Source organism: Rhizobium pantanalense, assembly GCF_030182525.1.
GTDB lineage: Bacteria > Pseudomonadota > Alphaproteobacteria > Rhizobiales > Rhizobiaceae > Rhizobium.
In genome coordinates, this window is record NZ_JAQJCH010000004.1 from 65,172 (window position 1) to 87,607 (window position 22,436).

A 22,436-nucleotide genomic window follows, 5' to 3' on the forward strand; every position below is an offset into this window, starting at 1 on the left:
GCGACATGTCCGACATCAAGAAAGTCGCGATCATCGGCCTCGGCATCGGCCGCTCCCACATCGTCGAAGGCTATCTGCCGCATCCGGATCGTTTCGAAGTCGCAGTTCTCTGCGATCTCAACGAGGAACGTCTGAACGCCGTCGGCGACGAATTCGGCATCGGCAGGCGCCTCAAGGATTTCTCCGAAGTCCTCAACATGCCCGATATCGACATCATCGACATCTGCACGCCGCCCGGCTCGCATTTCCAGCTCATCATGCAGGCGCTTGCCGCCGGCAAGCATGTGGTCTGCGAAAAGCCGCTTGTGGGATCGCTGGCCGATGTCGATGCGGTCATCGCGGCCGAGAAAACGGCCAAGGGCCGGCTGATGCCGATCTTCCAGTATCGCTATGGCGACGGTATCCAGAAGGCGAAGCGCATCATCGCGTCAGGCATTGCCGGCAAGCCCTATGTCGCGACGTCGGAGACGCATTGGGTGCGCGGCGCCGATTACTATGCAGTCCCTTGGCGCGGCAAGTGGGACACCGAGCTCGGCGGCGTGCTGATGACGCACTCCATCCATCTGCACGACATGCTGACCTATCTGATGGGACCGATCGCAGGCCTCTTCGGCCGCGTCGCCACCCGCGTCAACGATATCGAGGTGGAGGATTGCGCCAGCGCCAGCCTGCTGATGGAAAATGGCGCGCTCGCCACCATCAGCGCGACGCTCGGCTCGCAAGAGCAGATCAGCCGCCTGCGACTCGCCTTCGAAAACGTCCTGATCGAAAGCAACCACGAGCCCTACAGCCCCGGCCAGGATCCCTGGAAGATCATTCCCGCCAATGATGAGATCGGCGCGAAGATCGATGCACTGCTCGCCGACCGGTCACCGATTCCCAACCGCTTCAACACGCAGATGAGGCTGTTCCACGAAGCTTTGGTGTCCGGCGGACCGCTGCCGGTGACGACGGCCGATGCCCGCCAGGCGCTGGAACTGGTCACCGCATTCTACGAATCGTCGGAAACCCGCACCGAAGTCCGCTTCCCCGTCGGGCCGGAAGCCAAGAAATACAAAAGCTGGAGGCCGTCATGAACGTTGCCCCGCGAGCCGTCGGAACCAAGAAGGAGGAGGCGCCCATGGCGACAAGCGTATCGCTGCAGAAGGTTATCAAGCGCTATGGCGAGCTTCAGGTGGTTCACGGGATTGATCTGGAAATCGAGCCGGGGGAATTCACCGTTTTCGTCGGTCCCTCCGGCTGCGGCAAGTCCACGCTGCTGCGCATGATCGCCGGCCTCGAGCCGATTTCCGGCGGCGGGCTCTATCTCGACGGCAGCCGCATGAACGATGTCCCCGCCTCCAAGCGCGGCATCGCCATGGTCTTCCAGTCCTATGCGCTCTATCCGCATATGACCGTCTACAAAAACCTTGCCTTCGGCCTCGAAACCGCCGGCATGAAGAAGCAGGACATCCAGCCGCGCGTCGAAAAGGCAGCCGAGATCCTGCAGATCAAGCAGCTGCTGCAGCGCAAGCCGAAGCAGCTTTCCGGCGGCCAGCGCCAGCGCGTCGCCATCGGCCGCGCCATCGTCCGCGAACCGAACATCTTCCTCTTCGACGAGCCGCTTTCGAACCTCGACGCCGAACTGCGCGTGCAGATGCGTGTCGAGATCGCCCGCCTGCACCAGCGTCTCGGCAATACCATGATCTATGTCACCCACGACCAGACCGAGGCCATGACCATGGCCGACAAGATCGTCGTGCTCAATGGCGGCAAGATCGAGCAGGTCGGCGCGCCGCTCGACCTCTACAACAAGCCGAAGAATAAGTTCGTTGCCGGCTTCATCGGCTCGCCGAAAATGAACTTTCTCGATGCGAAGATCGTCGCTTCCGACGATGGCTCCGCTGTCATCGACCTCGCCGGCCAGACGGTACGCCTGCCGCGACGGCTGGGTAGCCTACAGCCGGGGCAACCCGTCACCCTCGGCGCCCGCCCGGAGCACCTGAACGTCGGCGATCGTGGGGTAGGACTGGGCAGCGCCCGCGTCGATCTCGTCGAGCATCTGGGCGGCCAGACGATCCTCTATGTGACACTGCATGGCGGCCAGGCACTGACGGTGGCGCTGGAAGATCAGCAGGCGATCCGCGCCGGCGAGATGGTCAGCATCCATATCGATCCCGAGCGCTGCCATCTGTTCGGGCCGGATGGGGTGACGCTGTAGAAGAGCTGGCGCAGAACCCATCTCACCCCTGGCGGGCGAGAAAGTAAAAACTTAGGATTAGGCGAGGGCTCGTCTCTCGTCTAATTCTTAGTTTTTACAAGAGCGGGGGTAGGCATGGACGCAATCAGCTTCCAGTCTATTGGCGCAAGAAACGGCCCCCTCTCTTGCAATTTCAATGACTTAGAAATTGCGCTGAGCTTTTGAACGCGCTGAACCTCCAATGTCGCAATTCCTAAACCAATGAAATTGCTTTCTCGCCCGCCAGGGGCGAGATAGACCTCCGCACCTCCTCACACTTCGACGATCCGCCGGCTGCCGACGGAGCGGATTTGCCCGGATGGAATGACATCGGCCGGAACGCCCTCCCGCCGGTGCAGCCGAATCCGCCGGCTGCCGGGCGCAAGATGGAACCAGTCCTCCTCCGCCCGATAGGCTTCCAGATCGATCTGCACTGATTGCGCCAGCTGATTAGTGCTGAGGTCAAGGAACCAGTCCTCGCCCTCCTGCACCGCTGACGCCGTGATTTCGGCATCGTGGAATGCCTTGGTGCGGCCAAGGGGGAAGTAAAACGCCTCGGCAATCACCGCGCCGGTTATCGAGTTCGTCAGCCGCGCGACCGTGACATCATGCGACGGCGGCCCGAAACGGAAAGCATAGGTCGTGTCGAAGAAGGCGCCGAAAAGATCAGTGCAGGCTATCTTTTGCTTGCCGCGCGCTTCGAGCACCAGATCGCGGCCCCCACCGACGACAATCTGACGGCCGTCGCGCAGGCAGGAGACTTCGATGGTCAGATCGAGCGCCGCATCGCTCTCGTTGATGACATGTACGTCGAGACCGTTCGTGCCCTCGTCCATTAATAATACCAGCACCGGCCGGAAAGCGCGGCGCAGCCCATACCAGACCGGCTTGGGCTCCCCGGTCGAATCGATCACGCCCCAGCCGGCACCGGGAAGCAGATCCTGCAGCGTCCAGACGAGCGCGCCATTGCAGCCGGAACCATGGCGGCGCCACTCGGCATAGGTCTCCTCGGCGACTTCGCCGGTCACCGCGCGCGAAAGGTTGAGATAGAGATCCGGGTCTTCCCGCCGCAAGCGGTTGGGTTCAAAGCCGTAGAGTTCCTGCAGATAATGATCGCGCACATCCTCGAAATCCCAGGATGCGCCGCGATCGCGCGGGACGCGCTCTTTCCATAGCGGACTATGAACTGCCGGAACCGGCAGATGCTGGCCGAGCGTGCGGGCTTGCGGCACATGTGCGAAAGCCAGGCTCTCGGCGGCAAAGCGAACATCGGCGCGGCGGGCATCGGCAAGCGGCCGCATATAGGCGCCGACGCCATAATAATGCGTGACCCCGGCATTCGGCGAAAACGGCATCGGGCCACCCGACGGCGAATTGACGACATAGGGCACATCCGGTCTGAGCGATTGCACCAGCGGCGGGATGATCTCCTCGACAACAGGGCTTTTCCAGAACTGGTCCGGCAGCCCCATCATGGCCGCCTGCTGGTGAATCTCACTGCCACCGCAAAGAACCGCCAGCGAGGGCGACAGCCGGGTACCGCCCAGAAACTGCGAAACCTCCGCCTCGACATGTGCGTTGAACGCCTTGTCATTCTTCGGATAGTCGAAATTGGCGAACATGAAATCCTGCCAGACCAGCAGGCCGAGTTCGTCACAGAGACGAAAGAATTCCGGCGTCTCGTAAGCCATGGTGCCACCGATGCGGATCATGTTCATGCCGGCCTCAGCCGCCAGCCGCAGCCAGGGTTCATAGTCATCGCGGTCCCCAGGCAGGCGTACGATATCGGCTGTGGTCCAGACCGCGCCACGGCAGAAAATCCGCTCGCCATTCACGACAAGAGCGAAATCCTGGCCATGGGCACCACGATCGATCGACAGCCGGCGAAAACCGGTCTGCCCGAGCGCATGTTCGACGCCATCGACGACGAGGGCGACGTCATAAAGTTGCGGAGCGCCATGCGTATGCGGCCACCAGGGCGCCACATCGGAAATTTTCAGGATTGCGGTATAGCGGCCGGCACCGTCCTTTTCGAAGGACTGCTCCGTCTCACCGCACTTCAATACCAGCTCTTCAACAACGCTCTCGATAAAGAGCGAGGCATAGAGCCTACCCTCGCCATTCTCGAGCAGGTCCGGCCGCAAGGAGAGATCGCGAATAAGGGGCGCGCTCGGGCGCAGCAGCGAAATCGGCCGCCAGGGACCAACGGCCTGAACCTCCGGACACCAACCGGGCATATGGCCAAGCAGCGTCGTGCGCACTGTCCTCAAGCCCTGCGGCGTGATCATCTGCGGCCGCCAGCGGGCGCGTGGCCCGGGCTCGGAAAGCTTCGGCTCCAGTGCACGGAAGCATAGCGCCAACTCGTCGCCGCCAAGCAGGATGACGTCGACGTCGTGAGCCTCGAACATGCTCTCGGACACGAGGATTTGCTGGCCGTTTAGGAAGACTTCGCAGAGTGTCGCCAACCCTTCCAGCCGCAAGACCGCCTCACCGGCCTCGGCATCCACCAGACGGCAGATGTACCAGGCATCCCGGTCGTGAAGCGGCTGTGGCTTCGTCCGGTCGAAGCGCCCGGCCTTTTCCAGGGCTTCCGCCACCGTGCCGGGCACGGGCGCCGGGATAAAGCCGGACGTCAGCGGCACATCGGAGGGCACGATGCAGGTGCCCGCCTCCGTCAACACCAGATTCCAACCTTCGCTCAGCCGCATTCCGCCGCCGAGATCCGCCAAGCGCCCGCCCATGATATCTTCCGGGGATTTCCCCGCCCCAATATGTTCAGAAATAATCCAGCCGTATGACGATGGAACGGAAGCCGGTCAAAGCTTCCGTTCGAGTTCGCTCATCATGAAATCCCACGCATCGGCGGCGGGATCAAGCGCCGTGCGCAACGGCTCGAATTTCTTGCGCGTAATGGCGCGAGCCAGCTGGAACTGCACCGATTTTGCGGTCTCGGAAATTTTCCGCGCTTCGCCGGCGGCATTGACCAGATCGGCCGCAAGCCAATCGAAATGACTGCCGGAAAGCTCGAAATTGGCACCGAGCTGACGCAGCGTGTTGAACGCATATTTATGAAAGAAGCCAAAGGGCCGTTCAGCGACTGCTTCCACCTGGGCCGGGAAGACCTCGGCGAAGGCGCGGATCGGATTGGCCTTGGGCCGCCGCCGGAAATGGAAGGACAGAAGCTGCTGCGCCGTCTGACGGATCGCGGCTTCGCCCGGTGCCTTCTCCGGGAACTTCGCAAATTCCGTATAGGGCAGGAAGGGCAGGTCCCCATCCGTCAGATGCAGCTGGAAAAGCCCGTCGAAATCCTCGCCCGACAGGCTGAAGAACCCGCCATTGTGGAAATAGTCGACCGTGCGGCCGTGCATGTCGAGCCGATTGATCGCCACCGTCGTCTTGCCGTGCTCGCGGCGATAGCCGACGCCCTGCGTATCCGGCATGAAGAAGGAATCCATCTCCACCAGGCAGAGCCGGCCGCGGCCGATCTGCTCGGCGACATGGTTCTGCACCTTGTCGTAGATCGCAAGCTCGGTGCAGCGCACGCCATAGAGCGCTTCCAGATCCTCGAGCGGCACCTTGAAGAAGGTGAACTGGTCGCCCTCGAAATCCTGTATCACCGTGAAGCCGAGCATGGCTTCCGGCGGCAGCTTCAGGCTCGAAAGCACCTCGATCCAGAGATCGATATAGCAGTTGGTCTCGGGCCACATGCGCTCGCTGTCGTGGAGCGCATGTGGCTTGTAGGTGGCGGGATCCAGTCCCTGAAACACGGCAGCCATGGGTGCGATCAGCCCCACAGCGCCTTACGCACGCTCTCGGGCCATTCCTTGGTGTCGAGACCATGGGTGTGGAACAGCGCCAGCGCAATGCGCTCCAGGCCGAAGCCGACGCAGGCCGTGTGCGCGACGCGGCCATCGGCAAAATTCAGGCCCCACTTCGTGCCGAAGGCATCCTGGTGGTAGTTGAAGCTCATGCAGGCGGTCGGCTTGGCGGTCGAGGTGATCGGGATCAGCAGCTCGAACTTCAGGTTCTGGTCGCGCTGGTTGTTAGCGAGCATCTTACCGGCCCGGCCGAAGAACGGGTCGTTGGCGACGTCGATGGTCACGTCGAGGCCGACGGCCTTCATCATCTCCACACCGCGATCCATCCAGCTCTGGCGGAAATCCGTCACATGTTTTTCGCTGCCCATGCAGACATATTCGCGCATGCGGAAGAGCTGCTGGCGGGCCGGGTCCTTGGAAGGCTCGTGGCGGAAGCAATAGGATTGCAGGTCGTAGAGCGCGCCGTCTTCCGGAATGGCGCCGCGCTTGGCAACCGTCGGATAGAGCGGATAGCAGGCGGCGGGCGTCAGCACGATATCGGTCGCCTGTTGGTCTTTCGTCCAGTCGTCACCGACTTCCATGCACTTCAGCAGGCTCATATGGTCGAGCTCGTTGCCGCAGAAGCTGTGCACCGTGCCGGCCAGCTGCGGGAAGCTCTTCATGTAGCCGCTCGCCTCGAAGAAGGCGCGGTTCATGCCGGGCGGAAAGCGGATTGCTTCGGCGCCATCGGCGCCGCCGAATTTGTCGATCAGGCGCTCGAAAGCGGAAATGACGTCTTCGAACTGGCCGCTGCGGCCGTAGAGACCATCAACGCCGGTGTCGATCAGCAGACCGGATTCGAAAAGACGGTCGAGAAACGATGTTTGCATATCCATGACGATTACCCCAACAGGCTGGTATCTTGTTTGTGGACGAGCAGCATGGTCGACGTATTGCCGAGAATGCGGTCATTCGAGATCATCAATTGCGCCGAGTGCGCGTCGCGCAGGTGACGGCCGAGGCTGTAGGGCGTACCGTTCTTGTAGCCCATGATGCCGCAGATCAGCATCGCGTGATTGATGATCGGCAGGATCATCTCGGACGACGCGATCTTGACGTTGTTCATCGCCACGGCAAAAGCCATCGACGACAGACGGTCCGCATCGAGCTTCGCCTCCTCATAGGCCTTCAGCCCGGCAACCACGTTGGATTTCACCATCTGCAGCATGCTGGAGGCTTCGGCGAGACGCAGTGCGCCGGGCGGTTGTGCGCCGGGAGACTTGCGGGCAGCGGCACGAACAAAAGCCTGTGCACGCGAAACCGCATCGGCGGCAATGCCATACCATACGCCACTCCAGAGCAGGTGCGAGCTTGCCAGCATCGATTGCGCGGCGATCTCGGCAAATGGCTTCGGCAGGATCTGCTTGGCCGGCGCCACGCCCTTGAACAGGAAGCCGTCGGAGCAGGTGCCTCGCATGCCGAGCGTGTTCCACTCGACCGTGCGCTTGATGTCGTATTGATCCCTAAGGAAGCAGGTCAGCACCTGATCGGAAGACGCCGCCTCGGCATGGCTGCGCGAGGTAATCAGAATGGCGTCGGCATGGGCGCCGTAGGAGATGACGGTCGCATCCTTTTCGAGGGTGCAGATATCGCCTTCGACCTTAATGGCGCAGATGCTGTTGCGCAGGTTGCCGCCGATCCCGCCTTCGGTCGTCGCCGAAGCGAGCAGCAGCTGTTCCCTGGCGATGCGGCGCATGAAATCGCGGTGCCAATCGCTGTCGACGCCGTGCTCGACCAGGCTCGACAGCTTGATCTGGTGCATGGCGAAAACCATGGCGCTTGCAGCGCAGGCCTGACCGAGGATCGAGCAGAGCTCGGCGATTTCGGTCATCGACGCGCCTTCACCGCCAAGATCGGCGGGGATCTGGATGGAGAGCAGCTTCTCGGCGCGCATGGCGTCGACGGCTTCGCGTGGGAACCGGCCTTCGGCATCGACGGCATCGGCGTGCTGGCTGGCGATCGCTGCGACGCGGGCGGCGCGCACCGCCGCTCCTTCGCCCGACCCAACCTCGAGTAAAGCGACCGCCGCAGTCATTATGCGACCTTTCTACTATCGAGGATCATGCCGACGGTTCTTTCGATCGCGGCGATGCTGGCGAAGGACTTGCGGTTCAGCAGGTTGTCGGGAAACTCGATGTCGAAGGCTTCCTCGATGCCGAGCATCAACTGGACGGAAGCGAAAGAAGACAGGCCGGTCGCATAAAGATCAGCATCATCTTCGATCTGATCGATAGCAACGGGAAGCGCGCCGAACTTGGCCAGCAAATCGCGAATCGTCTTGTTCATAGTCTAGTTCCTTCTGGCAATGGTAAGCATAACCGCAGTTACGCCGTCTTATCCTTCGCCAAGAAGTAACAGGCAAAATAGAACATTCCGCTAAGCGACGTGGTAAATACAAACAACTTACACTTCGTAGAAAATTTCTATATTCAACATTTGTCTCATTAAAATTTACCTTCCGTAAGTCATATAAACGATGACTTCCGCAAAAATATTATATTCATCTAATATTATGACATGTCGATTTTTGGAAGAGCGAGACCTCGAAAAAGGTTAACACACCAAAATTCGCCACTACGTTTTATTCGAAAATAACAATCACAATCAGAGCGTCAGTACAATATAACATCATAAGTACGCACTTTAGCTTTGCGGCGGATAGATATGCTCGCCGCCGCGATAGTCTGAAATCGAGTAGCAACCTTCACCCAGCTCACGGACGGAGCTCTGGCCGATATCGGCCTTGCCGTAGCCACCGGGAATATCGAGAATGTAGGTCGGCTGGCAAAGGCCGGAAATGCGGCCGCGCAGCGCCGCAACGATTGCCTGCCCCTCGCCGATGCCAACGCGGAAATGGCTGGTACCGGGCGCAAGGTCGGGATGATGCAGGTAATAGGGCTTTACGCGGCTTTCGACGAAAGCCTTCATCAGCGCCGCCAGCACGCCCGGATCGTCATTGATGCCCTTGAGGAGAACCGACTGACTGACCAGCACGATGCCCGCATCGACCAGCCGGGCGCAGGCAGCGCGCGCCTCCTCCGTCAGCTCGCGTGGATGGTTGGCATGCAGCGCCACATAGATGGTCTTGCCGCTCGCCTTCAGCGCCGCGATCAACGCCGCATCGACCTTCAAGGGGTCGACGACCGGAATGCGGGTATGGAAGCGGACGATCTTCACATGGTCGATCTCGGCAAGCTGCCTGAGAATCTCTTCCAGCCGGCGCGGCGAGAGAACCAGCGGATCGCCACCGGTCAGGATGACCTCCCATATCTCCTTGTGCTCGCGGATATAGGCAAAGGCGCCGTCCAACGCATCCCCATCCAGCGTACCGAGTCCCTGTGGCCCGACCATCTCGCGGCGGAAGCAGAAGCGGCAATAGACCGGGCAGACGTGCACAGCTTTCAGTAACACGCGATCCGGATAGCGATGAACGATGCCTTCGACCGGGCTATGCGCGTGATCGCCGATCGGATCGGCCCGCTCCTCCGGCGTAACGATGAGTTCGGCGGCATCCGGCACGAACTGTCGGGCAATGGGATCGGCGGGATTCTCGGGATCGATCAGGCGTGTCACGGTCGGCGTCAGGGCGACGGCATAGCGCTGCGCCACGGCTTCCAGCGCCATCACCTGATCGGCATCGATCAGCCCGGCACGCTCAAGCTCGCCGATAGTCCGGATCGGTCGCATCGCATTCATGCGTCGAACTCCGCGACCGGTGCCCACAGCACTTGCTCGATTCGCGAGGCGCCGGTCGCCAGCATCACGAGCCGGTCAAAGCCCAGCGCGATGCCGCTCGCCTCGGGCATGACGGCAAGCGCCTCCAGAAACTCCTCGTCCAGCGGATAGGTCTCGCCATAGACACGCTGCTTTTCCGCCATTTCGATCTCGAAACGACGACGCTGCTCTTCGGCATTGGTGAGTTCGCCGAAAGCATTGGCAAGCTCGACGCCACAGGCATAAAGCTCGAAACGCTCCGCAACGCGATGATCCCTGGCCGATGGCCGCGCAAGCGCCGCCTCGGAAACAGGATATTCGTCAAGAATGGTGGCGCGTCCAAAGCCCAGATTCGGCTCGATCTTCTCCACCAATACGCGGCTGAAAAGATCCTGCCACAGATCGTCGTCGGCAACGCGAATGCCCGCCTTGCGCATATCCGCCGCCAGGCGCTCGCGATCCGTCGATCCGTCGAGACCGACGGACGCGAAGAGATCGATGCCGGCATAGCGCTCGAAGGCAGCAGCGACGCTAACGCGCTCCGGCGGCAGGAAAGGATCGGTTTCGGCGCCGCGATAGCTGAATTTCTTCGCGCCGACGGTCTCGGCCGCAAGCGCCAGAATTGCGGCGCAATCAACCATCAGGACCTCATAGCTTTCGCCGGCTCGATACCATTCCAGCATAGTGAATTCCGGATGGTGCAGCGGCCCGCGCTCGCGATTGCGGTAAACATGGGCAAAGCAGGCGATACGCTCCTCGCCCGCCGCAAGCAGCTTCTTGCAGGCAAATTCCGGTGATGTATGCAGATAAAGAGGCGATGCCTTGCCGTCAGTTGTCAGCGCCTCGGTCTCGAAAGCATGCAGATGAGCCTCGTTGCCGGGCGACACCTGCAGCGTCGCCGTATCCACCTCGATGAAGTCGTTGCGCGCGAAGAAAGTCCGCAGCGCCGTCTGGATGGCATTGCGGCCGATCAGGAACGGCCGCCGGTCCGCATGGACATTGCGGGTCCACCAGGGGGACGCTTTGCTCGTCTTTGGCTTCATTCCTAGCTTTCTTCGGCGCACCGGCCGCCTTGGGGGTGGCTATTTCCGTTGATTTAGGGTAGTTGCGCCCCCAAGCAAACAAAAGCTGCGTCTCGGAGAGCATTTCGACAGTCCCTCTACGACGCAAAAGGCAGCGTTACAAGGAAGTCTTATGGTCAAGGTCATCGCCTCTTCGGTCCGCAAGGGCAACGTTCTCGACGTCGACGGCAAGCTCTACGTCGTTCTCACCGCACAGAACTTTCATCCGGGCAAGGGCACTCCGGTCACCCAGGTCGACATGCGCCGCATCGTCGATGGCGTGAAGGTGTCCGAGCGCTGGCGCACCACCGAACAGGTCGAGCGCGCCTTCGTTGAAGACGTCAACTTCCAGTACCTCTATGAAGACGGCGAAGGCTTCCACTTCATGAACCCGGCCACCTACGACCAGGTCGTCGTCGATGCCGAAACCATGGGCGACCAGAAGGCCTATCTCCAGGAAGGCATGACCTGCATCCTGTCGATCCACGAAGGCGTTCCGCTGGCGCTCGAACTGCCGCGTCACGTCACGCTCGAGATCACCGAGACCGAGCCGGTCGTCAAGGGCCAGACGGCATCTTCGTCCTACAAGCCCGCCATGCTCTCGAACGGCGTGCGCACCATGGTGCCGCCGCACATCAACGCCGGCACCCGCGTCGTCATCGCAACGGAAGACAATTCCTACGTCGAGCGCGCCAAGGACTGAGCCTCGGCCACCTGCTTGCATGAAGAACGCCTCGTCCTGGTGACGGGGCGTTTTGCGTTTTGGGTGGTTGAAGCAGAGGGGCTACACCAAGACGTATCCCACCGCCTTACGGAGCACTGGCCTTTTTCTCATCCGCCTGCATAGCACTGGCGGTTTCAGGAGGCGTTTGCATCTCGGTGCTGTGCTCATGCGGAGCCAGGGCCTGCAGATGCAAGACGCGCGGCGACATGGAATGCATGAAGGCATCGGAGCGTCCGATGTAGATCAGGGTCGCACCTTCCAGTTCGGTGAGCAGAGCAAAGGCCTTCGCCTGAACTTCGGCCTCAAGCCCTTCCATGGCATCGTCGAAGACGATCCATTTCGGCTTTGCGAGCAGCAGATGCGCAAAACCGACGGCTTTCTGCTCTTCGGTATCGAGCAATCGATCCCAGCGAGCCTGCGTATCGAGACGGCTCTTCAGACGGCCAAGCCCTACCTTGTCGATGACGGCATCGACGGCGGCATCGTCATAGGCGTCCCGATCGTCCGGAAAACAGATTGCCTCCCTGAGGGTGCCGGTCGGCACATAAGGCGTGTGCGGCACGAACAGCATGTCGTCCATCGGCGGCAGGCTGACCGTGCCGGAACCGCTATACCATTGATGCGCCAGCACCTCGAACAGCAGTCTGCGGTTCACGCCGTGATCGCCGTTGATCATCACATGCTCGCCGGCATTGATCGTGACCGTACCCTCCGCGATCCGGAAGCCGTTTTCCGTCGCTTCGTCACTGGTCTTCGTCGAAATCTCCAGGTCGGTCCAGACCATCGTGCCCGGCGCCGCCTTTTCGAAAACGAGGGTGTGCGGCATCGGCGTCTTGTCGTCCATTTCCGTCAGCGCCTTGCGGAAATCAGTGACGCGCATCAACGTGGCACGCCATTCGGCAATCGGCCCGAAATTGGCGACATACCAGCGCAGCGCCGAATTGACCTGATTGAAGGCACCGACGGCCACCATCAGCTGGCCGAAGGTCAGGCCGCCGGAGAAATAGGCAGGCGCGGCAACGAGAATGGGAATGATCAGCACCAGCCAGCCATAGCCGGCCGAAACCCATGTGAGATTGGTATTGGCGATGGCAAGCTGGCGGATGACGGCAAGCACGGCCGATATATCGAGATTGATCCGCCGGCGCTCGTTCTCCTCGCCGCCGGCGATGGTGATTGCCGGCATATGCTCGTTGGCATGCATGAGCGCGAAGCGCAGCTCGGCTTCCTTCGAATAGCGATCTGCATTCAATCGCACCAGACGCCGGCCGACGAATTGGCTGAGGAAAGAGGCGGACCCGGCATAGAGGATCGCCGCCCAGACCATGTAGCCGGGAATGGAGAAGCTCATGCCCCTGAGGTGAAAAACCATGCCGCTGGAGAGCTCCCAGAGCACGCCGATGAAGCTCAAAAGCAGGATCGTCGCCTGCACCAATCCGATGGCAAGCCCCGTCGAGCTTTCGGCAAGATTGCGGGCGTCCTCATGCAGCCGCTGGTCGGGATTGACGCCGATCAGCCCGGAGGAGGCAAGGCGAAGCGCACGCTTGGCCTGCAGCCATTGATCGACCAGATCGCGCGCCAGCCCCTCGCGCATGTAGAGCGCGGTCATCTGGTTGAGCCATGCCTGAACGACGTTGAGGACCAGCAGCGAGCCGGCGATGATGCCGAAGACGCCGAGCTGATGGAAGAAAGCGGAAATATCGCGCCTTGCCAGCGAATCGTAGAAGGGCGCATTCCAGCTGTTGAGCAGCACCTGGACATAGGCCGTGACCAGAATGGTCACGAAAAGCGCGATGGTCAGGGAAATGATCTTGATGCGAACAGCCGAATTCCAGAAAGCGGAGAACATCATCCTCAGCCGAAAGAAAAGGCTCAAATCGTATCCGACCTGTTCATTTCCCTGGATATTCGGCTTGGCTTGCTTTTCAACTGCCATCAGCACTTCCCTGCGACGCGTCCCGTCAGTTAATCATGACCCGCCCTCATGTCCACCCTTGCAATAGATCGGTGGGATCACATTCCTATATACACGGTTTCGCGTCTTGAACCGAATAAGGTCAGCAATTAGCTTGCGCCCGAAAGATTGAGAAAGCCTTCCGATGCAATTCCAGGGAACTGCCGACTATATCGCCGACAAGGATCTGATGGTCGCCGTCAATGCCGCCATAAGACTGGAGCGTCCGCTTCTCGTAAAGGGCGAACCTGGTACGGGCAAGACTGAACTCGCGCGGCAGGTGGCGGCCGCGCTTGGTCTTGATCTGATCGAATGGAATGTCAAATCGACGACGAAGGCTCAGCAGGGTCTTTACGAATATGATGCGGTTTCACGCCTGCGCGACAGCCAGCTCGGCGACATCAGAGTTCACGATGTCAGGAACTATATTCGTCAGGGCAAGCTCTGGCAGGCCTTCACCTCGCCGACGAAGTGCGTGCTGCTGATCGACGAAATCGACAAGGCCGATATCGAATTCCCGAACGATCTCCTGCAGGAACTCGACCGCATGGAATTCCATGTCTACGAGACCGGCGAGACGATCCGGGCCGCCATCCGCCCGATCGTCATCATCACGTCGAACAACGAGAAGGAACTGCCGGACGCCTTTCTGCGCCGCTGTTTCTTCCACTATATCCGCTTTCCCGACATGGAGACGCTGAAGCGCATCGTCGAGGTGCATTATCCCGGCATCAAGCAGACGCTCGTCCATGCGGCACTGACGCAATTCTTCGAAATCCGCGACCTGCCGGGCCTGAAGAAAAAGCCATCGACCTCCGAAGCGCTCGACTGGATCCGCCTGCTGGTCGCAGACGATATCGATCCCGAAACGCTTCGCGCCGATGCGAAGAATGCTTTGCCGAAGCTGCATGGCGCACTGCTGAAGAACGAGCAGGATGTCCATCTCTTCGAACGGCTGGCCTTCATGGCGCGCAGTCAGGGAAGATAATGCAGCCCGATGCGGTCAAGGTCTTGATCTATGCCGTTCGGGATGGGCGTCTGCTTGTCTTCGATGAACCAGATTTTCCCGCCGTCCAGCTCCAGGTTCCCGGCGGCACTGTCGAATCCGGTGAGGACATTGTAGCGGCCGCGGCGCGCGAATTCGAAGAGGAGACCGGTTTTGCGCCACACGAACTCTATTCGCTGGGCATTCACGACTACCATTTCGAAAAGAACGGCCGCGATTATCATCACCAACGGCACTATTTCCGCTGCCGTATCTCCGAACGAGCGCCTGCCACTTGGCTTCACTACGAAATGACTCCTTTCGACGGCGGCGACCCGATCGGCTTCCGCTTCTTCTGGCTACCGATCGAAGCTGCCAGGCATCGCCTCGGTTACGGCATGGAAGCCCTCCTTGAATATCTGTAGGCCACATTGCGCCTCCGAGCTCAGCCCCGGACTTTCGCCGGCGCTTGCCCCATTGACCCGCCGAGATGACAGGTCTATTGAATTTCCCTCGTGGTGATTTGGCCGGCCGGCTTGCAGCCACGTTAAATAAGTCGCTAAAGGGCCGCGTGCGGACCGGTAGCGATTCTTATCGCGGCCGGTTTTTTTGTATTTGGCGAGTGAAACAATGCCCATCAAGATTCCCGATACGCTGCCCGCGTTTGAAACCCTCCAGAACGAGGGTGTGCGGGTGATGACCGAAACGGTGGCGTTCCGTCAGGATATCCGCCCCCTTCAGATCGGGCTTCTCAACCTCATGCCGAATAAGATCAAGACCGAGATCCAGATGGCGCGCCTGGTCGGCGCATCACCGTTGCAGGTGGAGTTTTCGCTGGTGCGCGTTGGCGGCCACAAGGCCAAGAACACCTCACAGGAGCATCTGCTTGCTTTCTACGAGACATGGGAAGAGGTGAAGCACCGCAAGTTCGACGGCTTCATCATAACCGGCGCGCCGATCGAGCTGCTGGAATATGAAGACGTCACCTACTGGAAGGAAATGCAGGAGATCTTGGACTGGACGGCCACCAACGTCCATTCGACGATGAACGTCTGCTGGGGCGCCATGGCGGCGATCTACCATTTTCACCAGGTGCCGAAATACACGCTGAAGGAAAAGGCTTTCGGCGTCTATCGCCACCAGAATCTGAAGCCCTCTTCGGTCTATCTCAACGGCTTCTCCGACGATTTCGCCATTCCGGTGTCGCGTTGGACCGAAGTGCGCCGCGCCGACATCGAAAAGGTGCCTGGCCTGGAAATACTGATGGACTCGAGCGAGATGGGCGTCTGTCTCGTGCATGAGCGGACTTGCAACAGGCTCTACATGTTCAATCACGTGGAATATGATTCCACGTCGCTGGCGGACGAGTATTTCCGGGATGTGAACGCGGGCGTGCCGATCAAGATGCCGCACAACTACTTCCCGCATAATGATCCCGAAATTCCCCCGCAGAACCGGTGGCGCAGCCATGCGCATCTGTTCTTCGGCAACTGGATCAACGAGATCTACCAGACCACGCCGTATGATCTGGAGGAGATCGGCCAGGAAAGGACTTGAGGCTTGTTCATTCCCTTCTTCCTGAAGCTGAGGCAAGCGAAAGTTCCGGTGACGCTCCGGGAATTCCTGTCGCTGCTTGAGGGAATGGAAGAGGGGATTGCCGACTATGACGTCGAGGCCTTCTACTACCTGGCGCGTACGACGCTCATCAAGGACGAACGCTTCATCGATCGCTTCGATCAGGTCTTCGCCGATTACTTCCGCGGCGTCGAGGCGATCGGCGGCAATGCCGATGGAGAAGCGGTAGAGCCGACCGCCCTTCCCGAGGAATGGTTGCGCAAGCTAGCGGAGCGGCACCTGACCAAAGAGGAAAGACTAGAGATCGAGGCGCTCGGCGGCTTCGACAAGCTGATGGAAACGCTGCGCGAGCGGCTGGCCGAGCAGAAGGGCCGGCATCAGGGCGGCTCGAAATGGATCGGCACGGCGGGGACCTCGCCCTTCGGCGCCTACGGCTACAATCCGGAAGGCGTGCGCATCGGCCAGGAAACCTCGCGCCACCGCCGCGCGGTCAAGGTCTGGGATCGGCGTGACTTCAGGAATCTCGATGACGGCGTCGAGCTCGGCACCCGCAACATCAAGGTGGCGCTGAAGCGCCTGCGCCGCTGGGTGCGCGAGGGGGCGGCCGAGGAGCTTGATCTTTCCGGCACGATCCGCTCCACCGCAGAGCATGGCTATCTCGATGTCCAGACCCGACCGGAACGGCGCAACGCCGTCAAACTCCTAATGTTCTTCGACGTCGGCGGCTCGATGGATGACCATATCCGTGTCGTCGAGGAACTCTTCTCCGCCGCCCGTGCGGAGTTCCGCCACATGGAATATTTTTACTTCCACAACTGCCTCTACGAGGGTGTGTGGAAGGACAATCGTCGCCGGCGCGTCGACATCACGGCAACGGCCGACTTGATCCGCACCTTCGGTCCCGATTACCGCGTCGTTTTCGTCGGCGACGCCTCCATGAGCCCCTACGAAATCACTCAAGCCGGCGGCTCGGTTGAGCATTGGAACAAGGAGGCCGGCGAGACCTGGCTCGCGCGAATGACCGGCCATTTCCGCAAATGCATCTGGATCAACCCCGTGCCGGAAAGCTATTGGGGCCATACAACCTCGATCTCGATGATCCGCCGGCTGATGACCGACCGCATGTACCCCCTGACCCTCGGCGGGCTGGAAAAGGCGACGCGGGAATTGTCGCGCTGACCGATCAGCCTGGGTTTACAATAGTTAGGCGCGCACTGTTCTGCTGCACTCTCGTGCCTAGCCCCTCACCCCAGCCCTCTTCCCGCTTGCAGGGAGAGGGCTGGGGTGAGGGGCTGTTGCGGAAACCGGAGCTCTGTCATAGGCATTGCATACTTCCGGTGCAGCGTAGCGTCTCGAAAGCCGGACGGAGCCTTGATCCCTGTTAACCTACCCCTAAATTTCGCCATCGAACCGGTTGCGGAACCGCGCGAATGGAGGCAGGGTCTGGCCTCGCATACTCAAAAGCAATGGATGAGCTGATATGACCGAAAGCACTTTGCAGCGGGAACATTTTGGGACGACGGCCGATGGGGATACCGTTTATCGCGTCAAGATCGTCGGTGGCGGCCTGACGGCTCATATCATGTCATGGGGCGCGGTCATCCAGGACCTTCGCCTTGATGGCCACGAGCCGGCGCTCCTGCTCGGTTTCGACAATTTTCATGACTATCCGGCTCATTCCTCCTATTTCGGCGCCACGCCCGGACGCTGCGCCAACCGCATCGGCGCCGGTCGCTTCACGCTTGATGGTAAGCAGTATCAGCTGGAGCTCAACGAAAAGGGCGTCACCCACTTACATGGCGGCAAGGACAATATCGCCAAGCGCAACTGGACCATCGTCGAGCATAGTACCGACCGCGTCGTCCTGAAGATCGTCGATCCCGATGGCCGCGCCGGCTATCCCGGCAATTGCACGATCCAGGCGACCTATTGGGTGCATGGCAACGGCGAGCTGTCGGTGACCTACGAATCCACAACCGACCAGCCAACCCTCGCCAATGTCTGCCAGCACGCCTATTTCAATCTCGACGGTCGCGACGATGCGCTGGGCCACGACATCATGATCGCCGCCGATCACTACACGCCGACGGACGACAAGCAGGTGCCGACCGGCGAAATCCGCTCCGTGGAAGGCTCTGTCTTCGATTTCCGCGAGATGGCGCCGATGAAGCGCTTCGAAGGAAGCGAGCAGGCGCTCTACGATCACAATTTCTGCCTCTCGACCGAGCGTACCGCCAAGCGGTCCGTGGTCCTCGCCCGCAGCGTCAATTCCGGCGTCTCGCTCGAAGTGCGCACCACCGAGCCCGGCGTGCAGTTTTATACCGGTTTTAAGCTGGACGTGCCGGTTCCCGGCCACGACGGCCGCAAGATCGGCCCGTTTGCCGGTTTCTGCCTGGAAACGCAGGTCTGGCCCGACGCCATCAACCACGAAGGCTTCCCCAATGCCGTGCTCCGCCCGGGCGAGGTGTTGCGGCAGGAAACGGATTATATCTTCACCAAGAACTAAGCTGAAACGCCGGCTTTCCTAAATTTCGGCCGGGCGTCCAAAGCGCCCGGCCGATTCTTTTTTGCGATGCTACCAGATTCACCTTGTGAATTGGTTCTAAATAGGTTCTATATAAACATCATGGATAGAACCAGTTTGATCCTCGAATTGAACAATCGCGGTTTGGGCGACGAGACCGCGAGCGGACCGCTTTACAAGCGCCTCGCGCAGGCGCTGACCGGCCTCATCCAGGAAGGTTTACTGAAGCCGGGCACGGCGTTGCCGGGCGAGCGAGACCTAGCCGGAGCGTTGGAAATCGGCCGCGTCACGGTGCGTACCGCCTATCGCGATCTCCTCGCTTCGGGCATCATCGAATCCCGCCATGGCAGCGGCACCTTCGTCTCGCAGCATGTCGAGCGCATCGAGCAACCGCTCTGGCGCCTCTCCTCCTTCTCCGCCGACATGCGTTCGCGCGGACGCGAACCGGCGGCACGCATCCTGTCACGCACCGTCAGCGCACCGGCGCCGGAGGAATCGTTCCTGCTCGGCCTCAGCCTTGATGAGCCCGTGTTGCGGCTCGACCGACTGCGCCTGGCGGATGGCCAGCCACTCGCTATCGAGCGCGCCGTCGTTCCCATCAAGTTTCTGGGCGAAGATGCCATATCCGAGGGATCGCTCTATGACGCCCTTGCCGCCAAGGGTTTCAAGCCGGTGCGTGCCCAACAAAGGCTAACCGCAGTGACGCTCGACCCGACCTCCGCCTCGATCCTGACCGTGAAGGCCGGAGCGCCGGCGCTTCTGATCGAACGGGTCTCCCGCCTGGCCGACCAGCGCGTCGTTGAATATACCCGCTCGCATTATCGCGGCGACGCCTATGATTTTGTTGCTGAATTGAGAATTGGAGATGACCTATGAGCGAGACCCAATCCCTGATGCTGACGGAAGCCGGCCAATCGCCCGAGGTGGTTGCGACGCTGCTTGAAAAGGAAAAGCCCGCTTTCGCCGAGATCGCGAAGCTTTTCTCGACCGGTCGTCCATCGCTGATCACGACGGCCGCGCGCGGCTCTTCCGACCATGCCGCCACCTTCTTCAAATATCTCTTCGAAATCTCCTGCGGCGTCCCGGTCGCTTCTGTCGGGCCGTCGATCGCCTCCGTCTATGGCGCACCGCTGCATCTGAAGGGCGGCATCCACTTCACCGTCTCGCAGTCCGGCGGCAGTCCCGACATCATCGCGCTACAGGCCGCTGCCAAGAAGGGTGGCGCCACCACGATCGCCGTCGTCAACGTCACCGACAGCCCGCTCGCCAAGGAAGCCGACATCGTGCTCGGCCTCAACGCCGGCAAAGAACAGAGCGTCGCCGCCACGAAATCCTTCATCGCCTCGGTTGCGGCCCTTGCCGGCGTGACGGCAACGATTTCGCAGGATAAGGCGCTTGTTGATGGTCTTGCGAAACTGCCGGAAGCACTTGCCGCCACCTCGGGCATCGACGGCAAGGCGGCTGAAGATGTGCTCTTCAATGCCTCATCGCTCTATACCGGCGGTCGCGGCCCCGCCTTCGCCATCGCGCTGGAAGCAGCGCTGAAGGCCAAGGAAACAGCCGGCCTTCATGCCGAAGCCTTCTCTCTGGCCGAACTCATGCACGGCCCGATGCGCCTCGTGCAGCCGGGATTCCCGATCGTCGCCTTCTCGCCCGACGATGCTGCCTTTGCCAACAATGCCCAGGCGATCGAGCGCCTGCAGAAGCTCGGCGCCACCGCCGTCTCCTTCTCGACCGCACCGCTTGCCGGCATCAACCTGCGCATGCCGACGACAGGCAACGGCCTGCTCGATCCGCTGGTATCGCTGCTGTGCTACTATCGCCTCATCGAGTCGGTAACGCGTCGCAAGGGTTTCGATCCGGACAAGCCGGCTAATCTCCTCAAGGTAACGGAGACCATGTGATGGACTACAAGGTCTTTACCGGCGCCCGCATCTTCGATGGCGATCGGTTTCACGAGGATAGCGCATTGGTGATCGGCAATGGCCGTATCCATGCCATTACCGGTGCCAATGACGTGCCCGACAATGCCGAAACGATTGCGTTGAACGGCGGTGTGCTTGCTCCCGGCTTCATCGATGCGCAGGTGAACGGCGGCGGCGGCCGCATGCTGAATGACGAGCCCTCGGCCGACTCCATGTACATGATTGCCGCAGGACATCGCCCCTACGGTACGACATCGCTACTGCCGACGCTGATCACCGATGTCGCGGCCGCGAGCGCGGCGGCGATCGAAGGCGCCATCGAGGCGGTGAAAGCCAATCGCGGCGTCGCCGGACTGCATCTGGAAGGCCCGCATCTGGCGCCGGCCCGCAAGGGCGCGCATCTTGCCGAGCTGATGCGTCCGGTCGAAGACAGCGACGTCCGGACCTTCATCCGCGCCCGTGAGGCGATCGGCACCTTGCTGGTGACGATTGCCGCCGAGCAAGTCACCGAGCGGCAGGTGCAGGCACTCGCCGAAGGCGGCGTCATCGTCAGCATCGGCCATAGCGATTGCACGGCGGAAGCCGCCGATGCGCGTTTCGATGCCGGTGCGCGTGGCGTTACCCATCTTTTCAACGCCATGAGCCAGATGGGCCATCGCGCACCCGGTCTCGTCGGCGCGGCGATCGATCACCCTGCCCCCTGGTGTGGTATCATCGCCGACGGCCATCATGTCGATCCGATAGCGCTGCGCGTCGCGCTGCGCGCCAAGCGCGGTGAAGGCCGGCTGTTCTTCGTCACGGATGCCATGTCGCTCGTCGGCACCGATCTTCCGAGCTTCACGCTGAATGGCCGCACGGTCTATCGCACCAAGGGCGGCTATTGCTCCAAGCTGACGCTCGATGACGGCACGCTGGCGGGCTCCGATGTCGATATGGCCTCCACCATCCGCTACGGCGTCAATATTCTCGAGCTACCGTTGGCTGAGGCCTTGCGCATGGCGACTTCCTATCCCGCTCGCTTCCTGCGGCTTGCCGACCGCGGCCATCTGACGCCGGGAACCCGCGCCGATCTCGTCCACATCAACGACGCCATCGAAGTCACCGAAACATGGATATCCGGCCTGCCTTCGGCCTAAAATTTGAAAAGGAGGCTCGGCATGACCGCAGTCACGGACAGCTACTTCACCGCCCTCATCGGCCGGCTGGAAACCTTGCGTGAAACGCTGGCCGAGCCTATGTCCCGGGCTTCGGCCGCCATTTGCGCGGCCGCACGTGCCGATCGCCGCGTCTATGTCTTCGGCACCGGCCACTCGCACATGCTGGCGGAGGAGGTGCATTATCGCGCCGGCGGCCTCGCCTTCACCATTCCCGTGCTGGTGGGCTCTGCCATGCTGCATGAAGGCGCCGTCATCAGTTCGGTCTATGAGCGTACCGAAGGGCTCATCCGCCCGGTCTTCGAACGCTATGGCATGCAGCCGGGCGACGTGCTGGTCATTGCCTCCAATTCCGGTGTCAACGCCGCGCCGGTCGAGGCCGCCGACTATGGTCGCGAGATCGGCGCGACGGTCATCGCCATCACATCCCTCGCCTATTCGGCCGCCATCGCCAATGGACGCCGGAGACTGGCCGATATCGCCGATATCGTGCTGGACAACGGCCTGCCGCCGGGCGATGCCATGATCGATCTGCCGGGCACGGAGCTGAAGGTCGGTCCGGCTTCGACAGCCGTCGGTACGACGGTCCTGAACGCCATCTTCGCCGATGTCGCTGCCGAACTCTGCAAGGATGGCAATCCGCCCGTCTATCTCAGCGCCAACATGCCGGGCGCCAGGGAAACCAACCAGCAGCTGGTTAAGAAATATCGGCCTCGCAATCCGCATCTCTAAGGCCCCGGCCGGG

Annotated in this window: 20 protein-coding genes and 1 riboswitch; of the genes, 12 read left to right on the plus strand and 8 right to left on the minus strand. The window is 60.9% G+C overall.

What is annotated here, in order from left to right; translation table 11 throughout:
• The first annotated feature begins 5 nt into the window (after positions 1–5).
• A complete protein-coding gene (locus PH558_RS12060) occupies positions 6–1,076 on the plus strand; it encodes a Gfo/Idh/MocA family protein (protein ID WP_285204543.1) in 1,071 nt (356 codons plus the stop codon).
• Positions 1,077–1,120: 44 nt separating this feature from the next.
• On the plus strand, positions 1,121–2,200 hold the full coding sequence (locus PH558_RS12065) for an ABC transporter ATP-binding protein (protein WP_285204995.1): 1,080 nt from the start codon (positions 1,121–1,123) through the stop codon (positions 2,198–2,200).
• A 290-nt stretch (positions 2,201–2,490) separates the two neighbouring features.
• Here the strand turns inward: PH558_RS12065 and PH558_RS12070 are convergent, their stop codons facing one another.
• The 7 genes from PH558_RS12070 to epmA all read right to left on the minus strand — a co-directional run bounded on the left by PH558_RS12070 (position 2,491) and on the right by epmA (position 10,832).
• On the minus strand, positions 2,491–4,959 hold the full coding sequence (locus PH558_RS12070; RefSeq protein ID WP_285204546.1) for a glycoside hydrolase family 2 protein: 2,469 nt from the start codon (positions 4,957–4,959) through the stop codon (positions 2,491–2,493).
• Between the two features lie 75 nt (positions 4,960–5,034).
• On the minus strand, positions 5,035–5,994 hold the full coding sequence (locus PH558_RS12075) for a DUF1839 family protein (RefSeq protein WP_285204547.1): 960 nt from the start codon (positions 5,992–5,994) through the stop codon (positions 5,035–5,037).
• Between the two features lie 8 nt (positions 5,995–6,002).
• Complete coding sequence (locus PH558_RS12080) at positions 6,003–6,911, minus strand: amino acid--[acyl-carrier-protein] ligase (protein ID WP_285204549.1); 909 nt, start codon at positions 6,909–6,911, stop codon at positions 6,003–6,005.
• Positions 6,912–6,916: 5 nt separating this feature from the next.
• Positions 6,917–8,110: an acyl-CoA dehydrogenase family protein gene (locus PH558_RS12085; protein ID WP_285204553.1), complete on the minus strand. Its 1,194-nt coding sequence runs from the start codon at positions 8,108–8,110 to the stop codon at positions 6,917–6,919.
• Complete coding sequence (locus PH558_RS12090; protein WP_075853503.1) at positions 8,110–8,361, minus strand: acyl carrier protein; 252 nt, start codon at positions 8,359–8,361, stop codon at positions 8,110–8,112. Before PH558_RS12090 ends, PH558_RS12085 begins: the two co-directional genes overlap by 1 nt.
• A gap of 357 nt (positions 8,362–8,718) precedes the next feature.
• Positions 8,719–9,771, minus strand: coding sequence for a lysine-2,3-aminomutase-like protein (locus tag PH558_RS12095; protein ID WP_285204555.1), 1,053 nt, complete (start codon positions 9,769–9,771; stop codon positions 8,719–8,721).
• Positions 9,768–10,832, minus strand: coding sequence for an EF-P lysine aminoacylase EpmA (epmA, locus tag PH558_RS12100; protein WP_285204563.1), 1,065 nt, complete (start codon positions 10,830–10,832; stop codon positions 9,768–9,770). Before epmA ends, PH558_RS12095 begins: the two co-directional genes overlap by 4 nt.
• A gap of 151 nt (positions 10,833–10,983) precedes the next feature.
• Between epmA and efp the strand changes: the two genes are divergently transcribed.
• A complete protein-coding gene (gene efp, locus PH558_RS12105) occupies positions 10,984–11,553 on the plus strand; it encodes an elongation factor P (protein ID WP_069611558.1) in 570 nt (189 codons plus the stop codon).
• 106 nt (positions 11,554–11,659) lie between these two features.
• On the opposite strand, the gene PH558_RS12110 is transcribed toward efp, so the two are convergent.
• Positions 11,660–13,510 (minus strand): ABC transporter ATP-binding protein/permease, encoded by a 1,851-nt coding sequence (locus PH558_RS12110; RefSeq protein WP_285204568.1) that lies wholly within the window; start codon positions 13,508–13,510, stop codon positions 11,660–11,662.
• A 163-nt stretch (positions 13,511–13,673) separates the two neighbouring features.
• Here PH558_RS12110 and PH558_RS12115 point away from each other — a divergent pair, with 163 nt between their 5' ends.
• From PH558_RS12115 to PH558_RS12155, 9 genes are all read left to right on the plus strand, one after another.
• A complete protein-coding gene (locus PH558_RS12115; protein WP_113407935.1) occupies positions 13,674–14,516 on the plus strand; it encodes an AAA family ATPase in 843 nt (280 codons plus the stop codon).
• Complete coding sequence (locus PH558_RS12120; RefSeq protein ID WP_095433127.1) at positions 14,516–14,938, plus strand: NUDIX domain-containing protein; 423 nt, start codon at positions 14,516–14,518, stop codon at positions 14,936–14,938. The genes PH558_RS12115 and PH558_RS12120 overlap by 1 nt, the downstream gene beginning before the upstream one ends.
• 80 nt (positions 14,939–15,018) lie before the next feature.
• Positions 15,019–15,096, plus strand: a riboswitch (SAM riboswitch).
• Between the two features lie 47 nt (positions 15,097–15,143).
• On the plus strand, positions 15,144–16,070 hold the full coding sequence (metA, locus tag PH558_RS12125) for a homoserine O-acetyltransferase MetA (protein ID WP_095433128.1): 927 nt from the start codon (positions 15,144–15,146) through the stop codon (positions 16,068–16,070).
• Between the two features lie 3 nt (positions 16,071–16,073).
• Complete coding sequence (locus PH558_RS12130) at positions 16,074–17,267, plus strand: vWA domain-containing protein (protein ID WP_285204571.1); 1,194 nt, start codon at positions 16,074–16,076, stop codon at positions 17,265–17,267.
• A 301-nt stretch (positions 17,268–17,568) separates the two neighbouring features.
• On the plus strand, positions 17,569–18,594 hold the full coding sequence (locus tag PH558_RS12135) for an aldose epimerase family protein (RefSeq protein ID WP_285204572.1): 1,026 nt from the start codon (positions 17,569–17,571) through the stop codon (positions 18,592–18,594).
• 120 nt (positions 18,595–18,714) lie between these two features.
• Positions 18,715–19,488: a GntR family transcriptional regulator gene (locus PH558_RS12140; protein WP_285204573.1), complete on the plus strand. Its 774-nt coding sequence runs from the start codon at positions 18,715–18,717 to the stop codon at positions 19,486–19,488.
• On the plus strand, positions 19,485–20,516 hold the full coding sequence (locus PH558_RS12145; protein WP_095433132.1) for an SIS domain-containing protein: 1,032 nt from the start codon (positions 19,485–19,487) through the stop codon (positions 20,514–20,516). Before PH558_RS12140 ends, PH558_RS12145 begins: the two co-directional genes overlap by 4 nt.
• Positions 20,516–21,673: an N-acetylglucosamine-6-phosphate deacetylase gene (nagA, locus tag PH558_RS12150; RefSeq protein WP_095433133.1), complete on the plus strand. Its 1,158-nt coding sequence runs from the start codon at positions 20,516–20,518 to the stop codon at positions 21,671–21,673. Before PH558_RS12145 ends, nagA begins: the two co-directional genes overlap by 1 nt.
• A 21-nt stretch (positions 21,674–21,694) precedes the next feature.
• Positions 21,695–22,423 carry an SIS domain-containing protein gene (locus PH558_RS12155; RefSeq protein ID WP_095433134.1) on the plus strand — a complete coding sequence of 243 codons (729 nt, stop codon included), beginning with the start codon at positions 21,695–21,697 and terminating at the stop codon, positions 22,421–22,423.
• The last annotated feature ends 13 nt before the right edge of the window (positions 22,424–22,436 follow it).

Excerpts from the sequence above, each read along its gene's own strand:
- PH558_RS12070 (WP_285204546.1), bottom strand. The coding sequence starts at position 4,959 with ATGGGCGGGCGCTTGGCGGATCTCGGCGGCGGAATGCGGCTGAGCGAA.
- PH558_RS12085 (WP_285204553.1), bottom strand. The coding sequence starts at position 8,110 with ATGACTGCGGCGGTCGCTTTACTCGAGGTTGGGTCGGGCGAAGGAGCG.
- PH558_RS12090 (WP_075853503.1), bottom strand. The coding sequence starts at position 8,361 with ATGAACAAGACGATTCGCGATTTGCTGGCCAAGTTCGGCGCGCTTCCC.
- PH558_RS12080 (WP_285204549.1), bottom strand. The coding sequence starts at position 6,911 with ATGGATATGCAAACATCGTTTCTCGACCGTCTTTTCGAATCCGGTCTG.
- PH558_RS12115 (WP_113407935.1), top strand. The coding sequence starts at position 13,674 with ATGCAATTCCAGGGAACTGCCGACTATATCGCCGACAAGGATCTGATG.
- PH558_RS12120 (WP_095433127.1), top strand. The coding sequence starts at position 14,516 with ATGCAGCCCGATGCGGTCAAGGTCTTGATCTATGCCGTTCGGGATGGG.
- PH558_RS12060 (WP_285204543.1), top strand. The coding sequence starts at position 6 with ATGTCCGACATCAAGAAAGTCGCGATCATCGGCCTCGGCATCGGCCGC.
- metA (WP_095433128.1), top strand. The coding sequence starts at position 15,144 with ATGCCCATCAAGATTCCCGATACGCTGCCCGCGTTTGAAACCCTCCAG.
- epmA (WP_285204563.1), bottom strand. The coding sequence starts at position 10,832 with ATGAAGCCAAAGACGAGCAAAGCGTCCCCCTGGTGGACCCGCAATGTC.
- PH558_RS12135 (WP_285204572.1), top strand. The coding sequence starts at position 17,569 with ATGACCGAAAGCACTTTGCAGCGGGAACATTTTGGGACGACGGCCGAT.
- PH558_RS12095 (WP_285204555.1), bottom strand. The coding sequence starts at position 9,771 with ATGAATGCGATGCGACCGATCCGGACTATCGGCGAGCTTGAGCGTGCC.
- PH558_RS12065 (WP_285204995.1), top strand. The coding sequence starts at position 1,121 with ATGGCGACAAGCGTATCGCTGCAGAAGGTTATCAAGCGCTATGGCGAG.
- PH558_RS12075 (WP_285204547.1), bottom strand. The coding sequence starts at position 5,994 with ATGGCTGCCGTGTTTCAGGGACTGGATCCCGCCACCTACAAGCCACAT.
- nagA (WP_095433133.1), top strand. The coding sequence starts at position 20,516 with ATGGACTACAAGGTCTTTACCGGCGCCCGCATCTTCGATGGCGATCGG.
- PH558_RS12110 (WP_285204568.1), bottom strand. The coding sequence starts at position 13,510 with ATGGCAGTTGAAAAGCAAGCCAAGCCGAATATCCAGGGAAATGAACAG.
- PH558_RS12140 (WP_285204573.1), top strand. The coding sequence starts at position 18,715 with ATGGATAGAACCAGTTTGATCCTCGAATTGAACAATCGCGGTTTGGGC.
- PH558_RS12145 (WP_095433132.1), top strand. The coding sequence starts at position 19,485 with ATGAGCGAGACCCAATCCCTGATGCTGACGGAAGCCGGCCAATCGCCC.
- PH558_RS12155 (WP_095433134.1), top strand. The coding sequence starts at position 21,695 with ATGACCGCAGTCACGGACAGCTACTTCACCGCCCTCATCGGCCGGCTG.
- efp (WP_069611558.1), top strand. The coding sequence starts at position 10,984 with ATGGTCAAGGTCATCGCCTCTTCGGTCCGCAAGGGCAACGTTCTCGAC.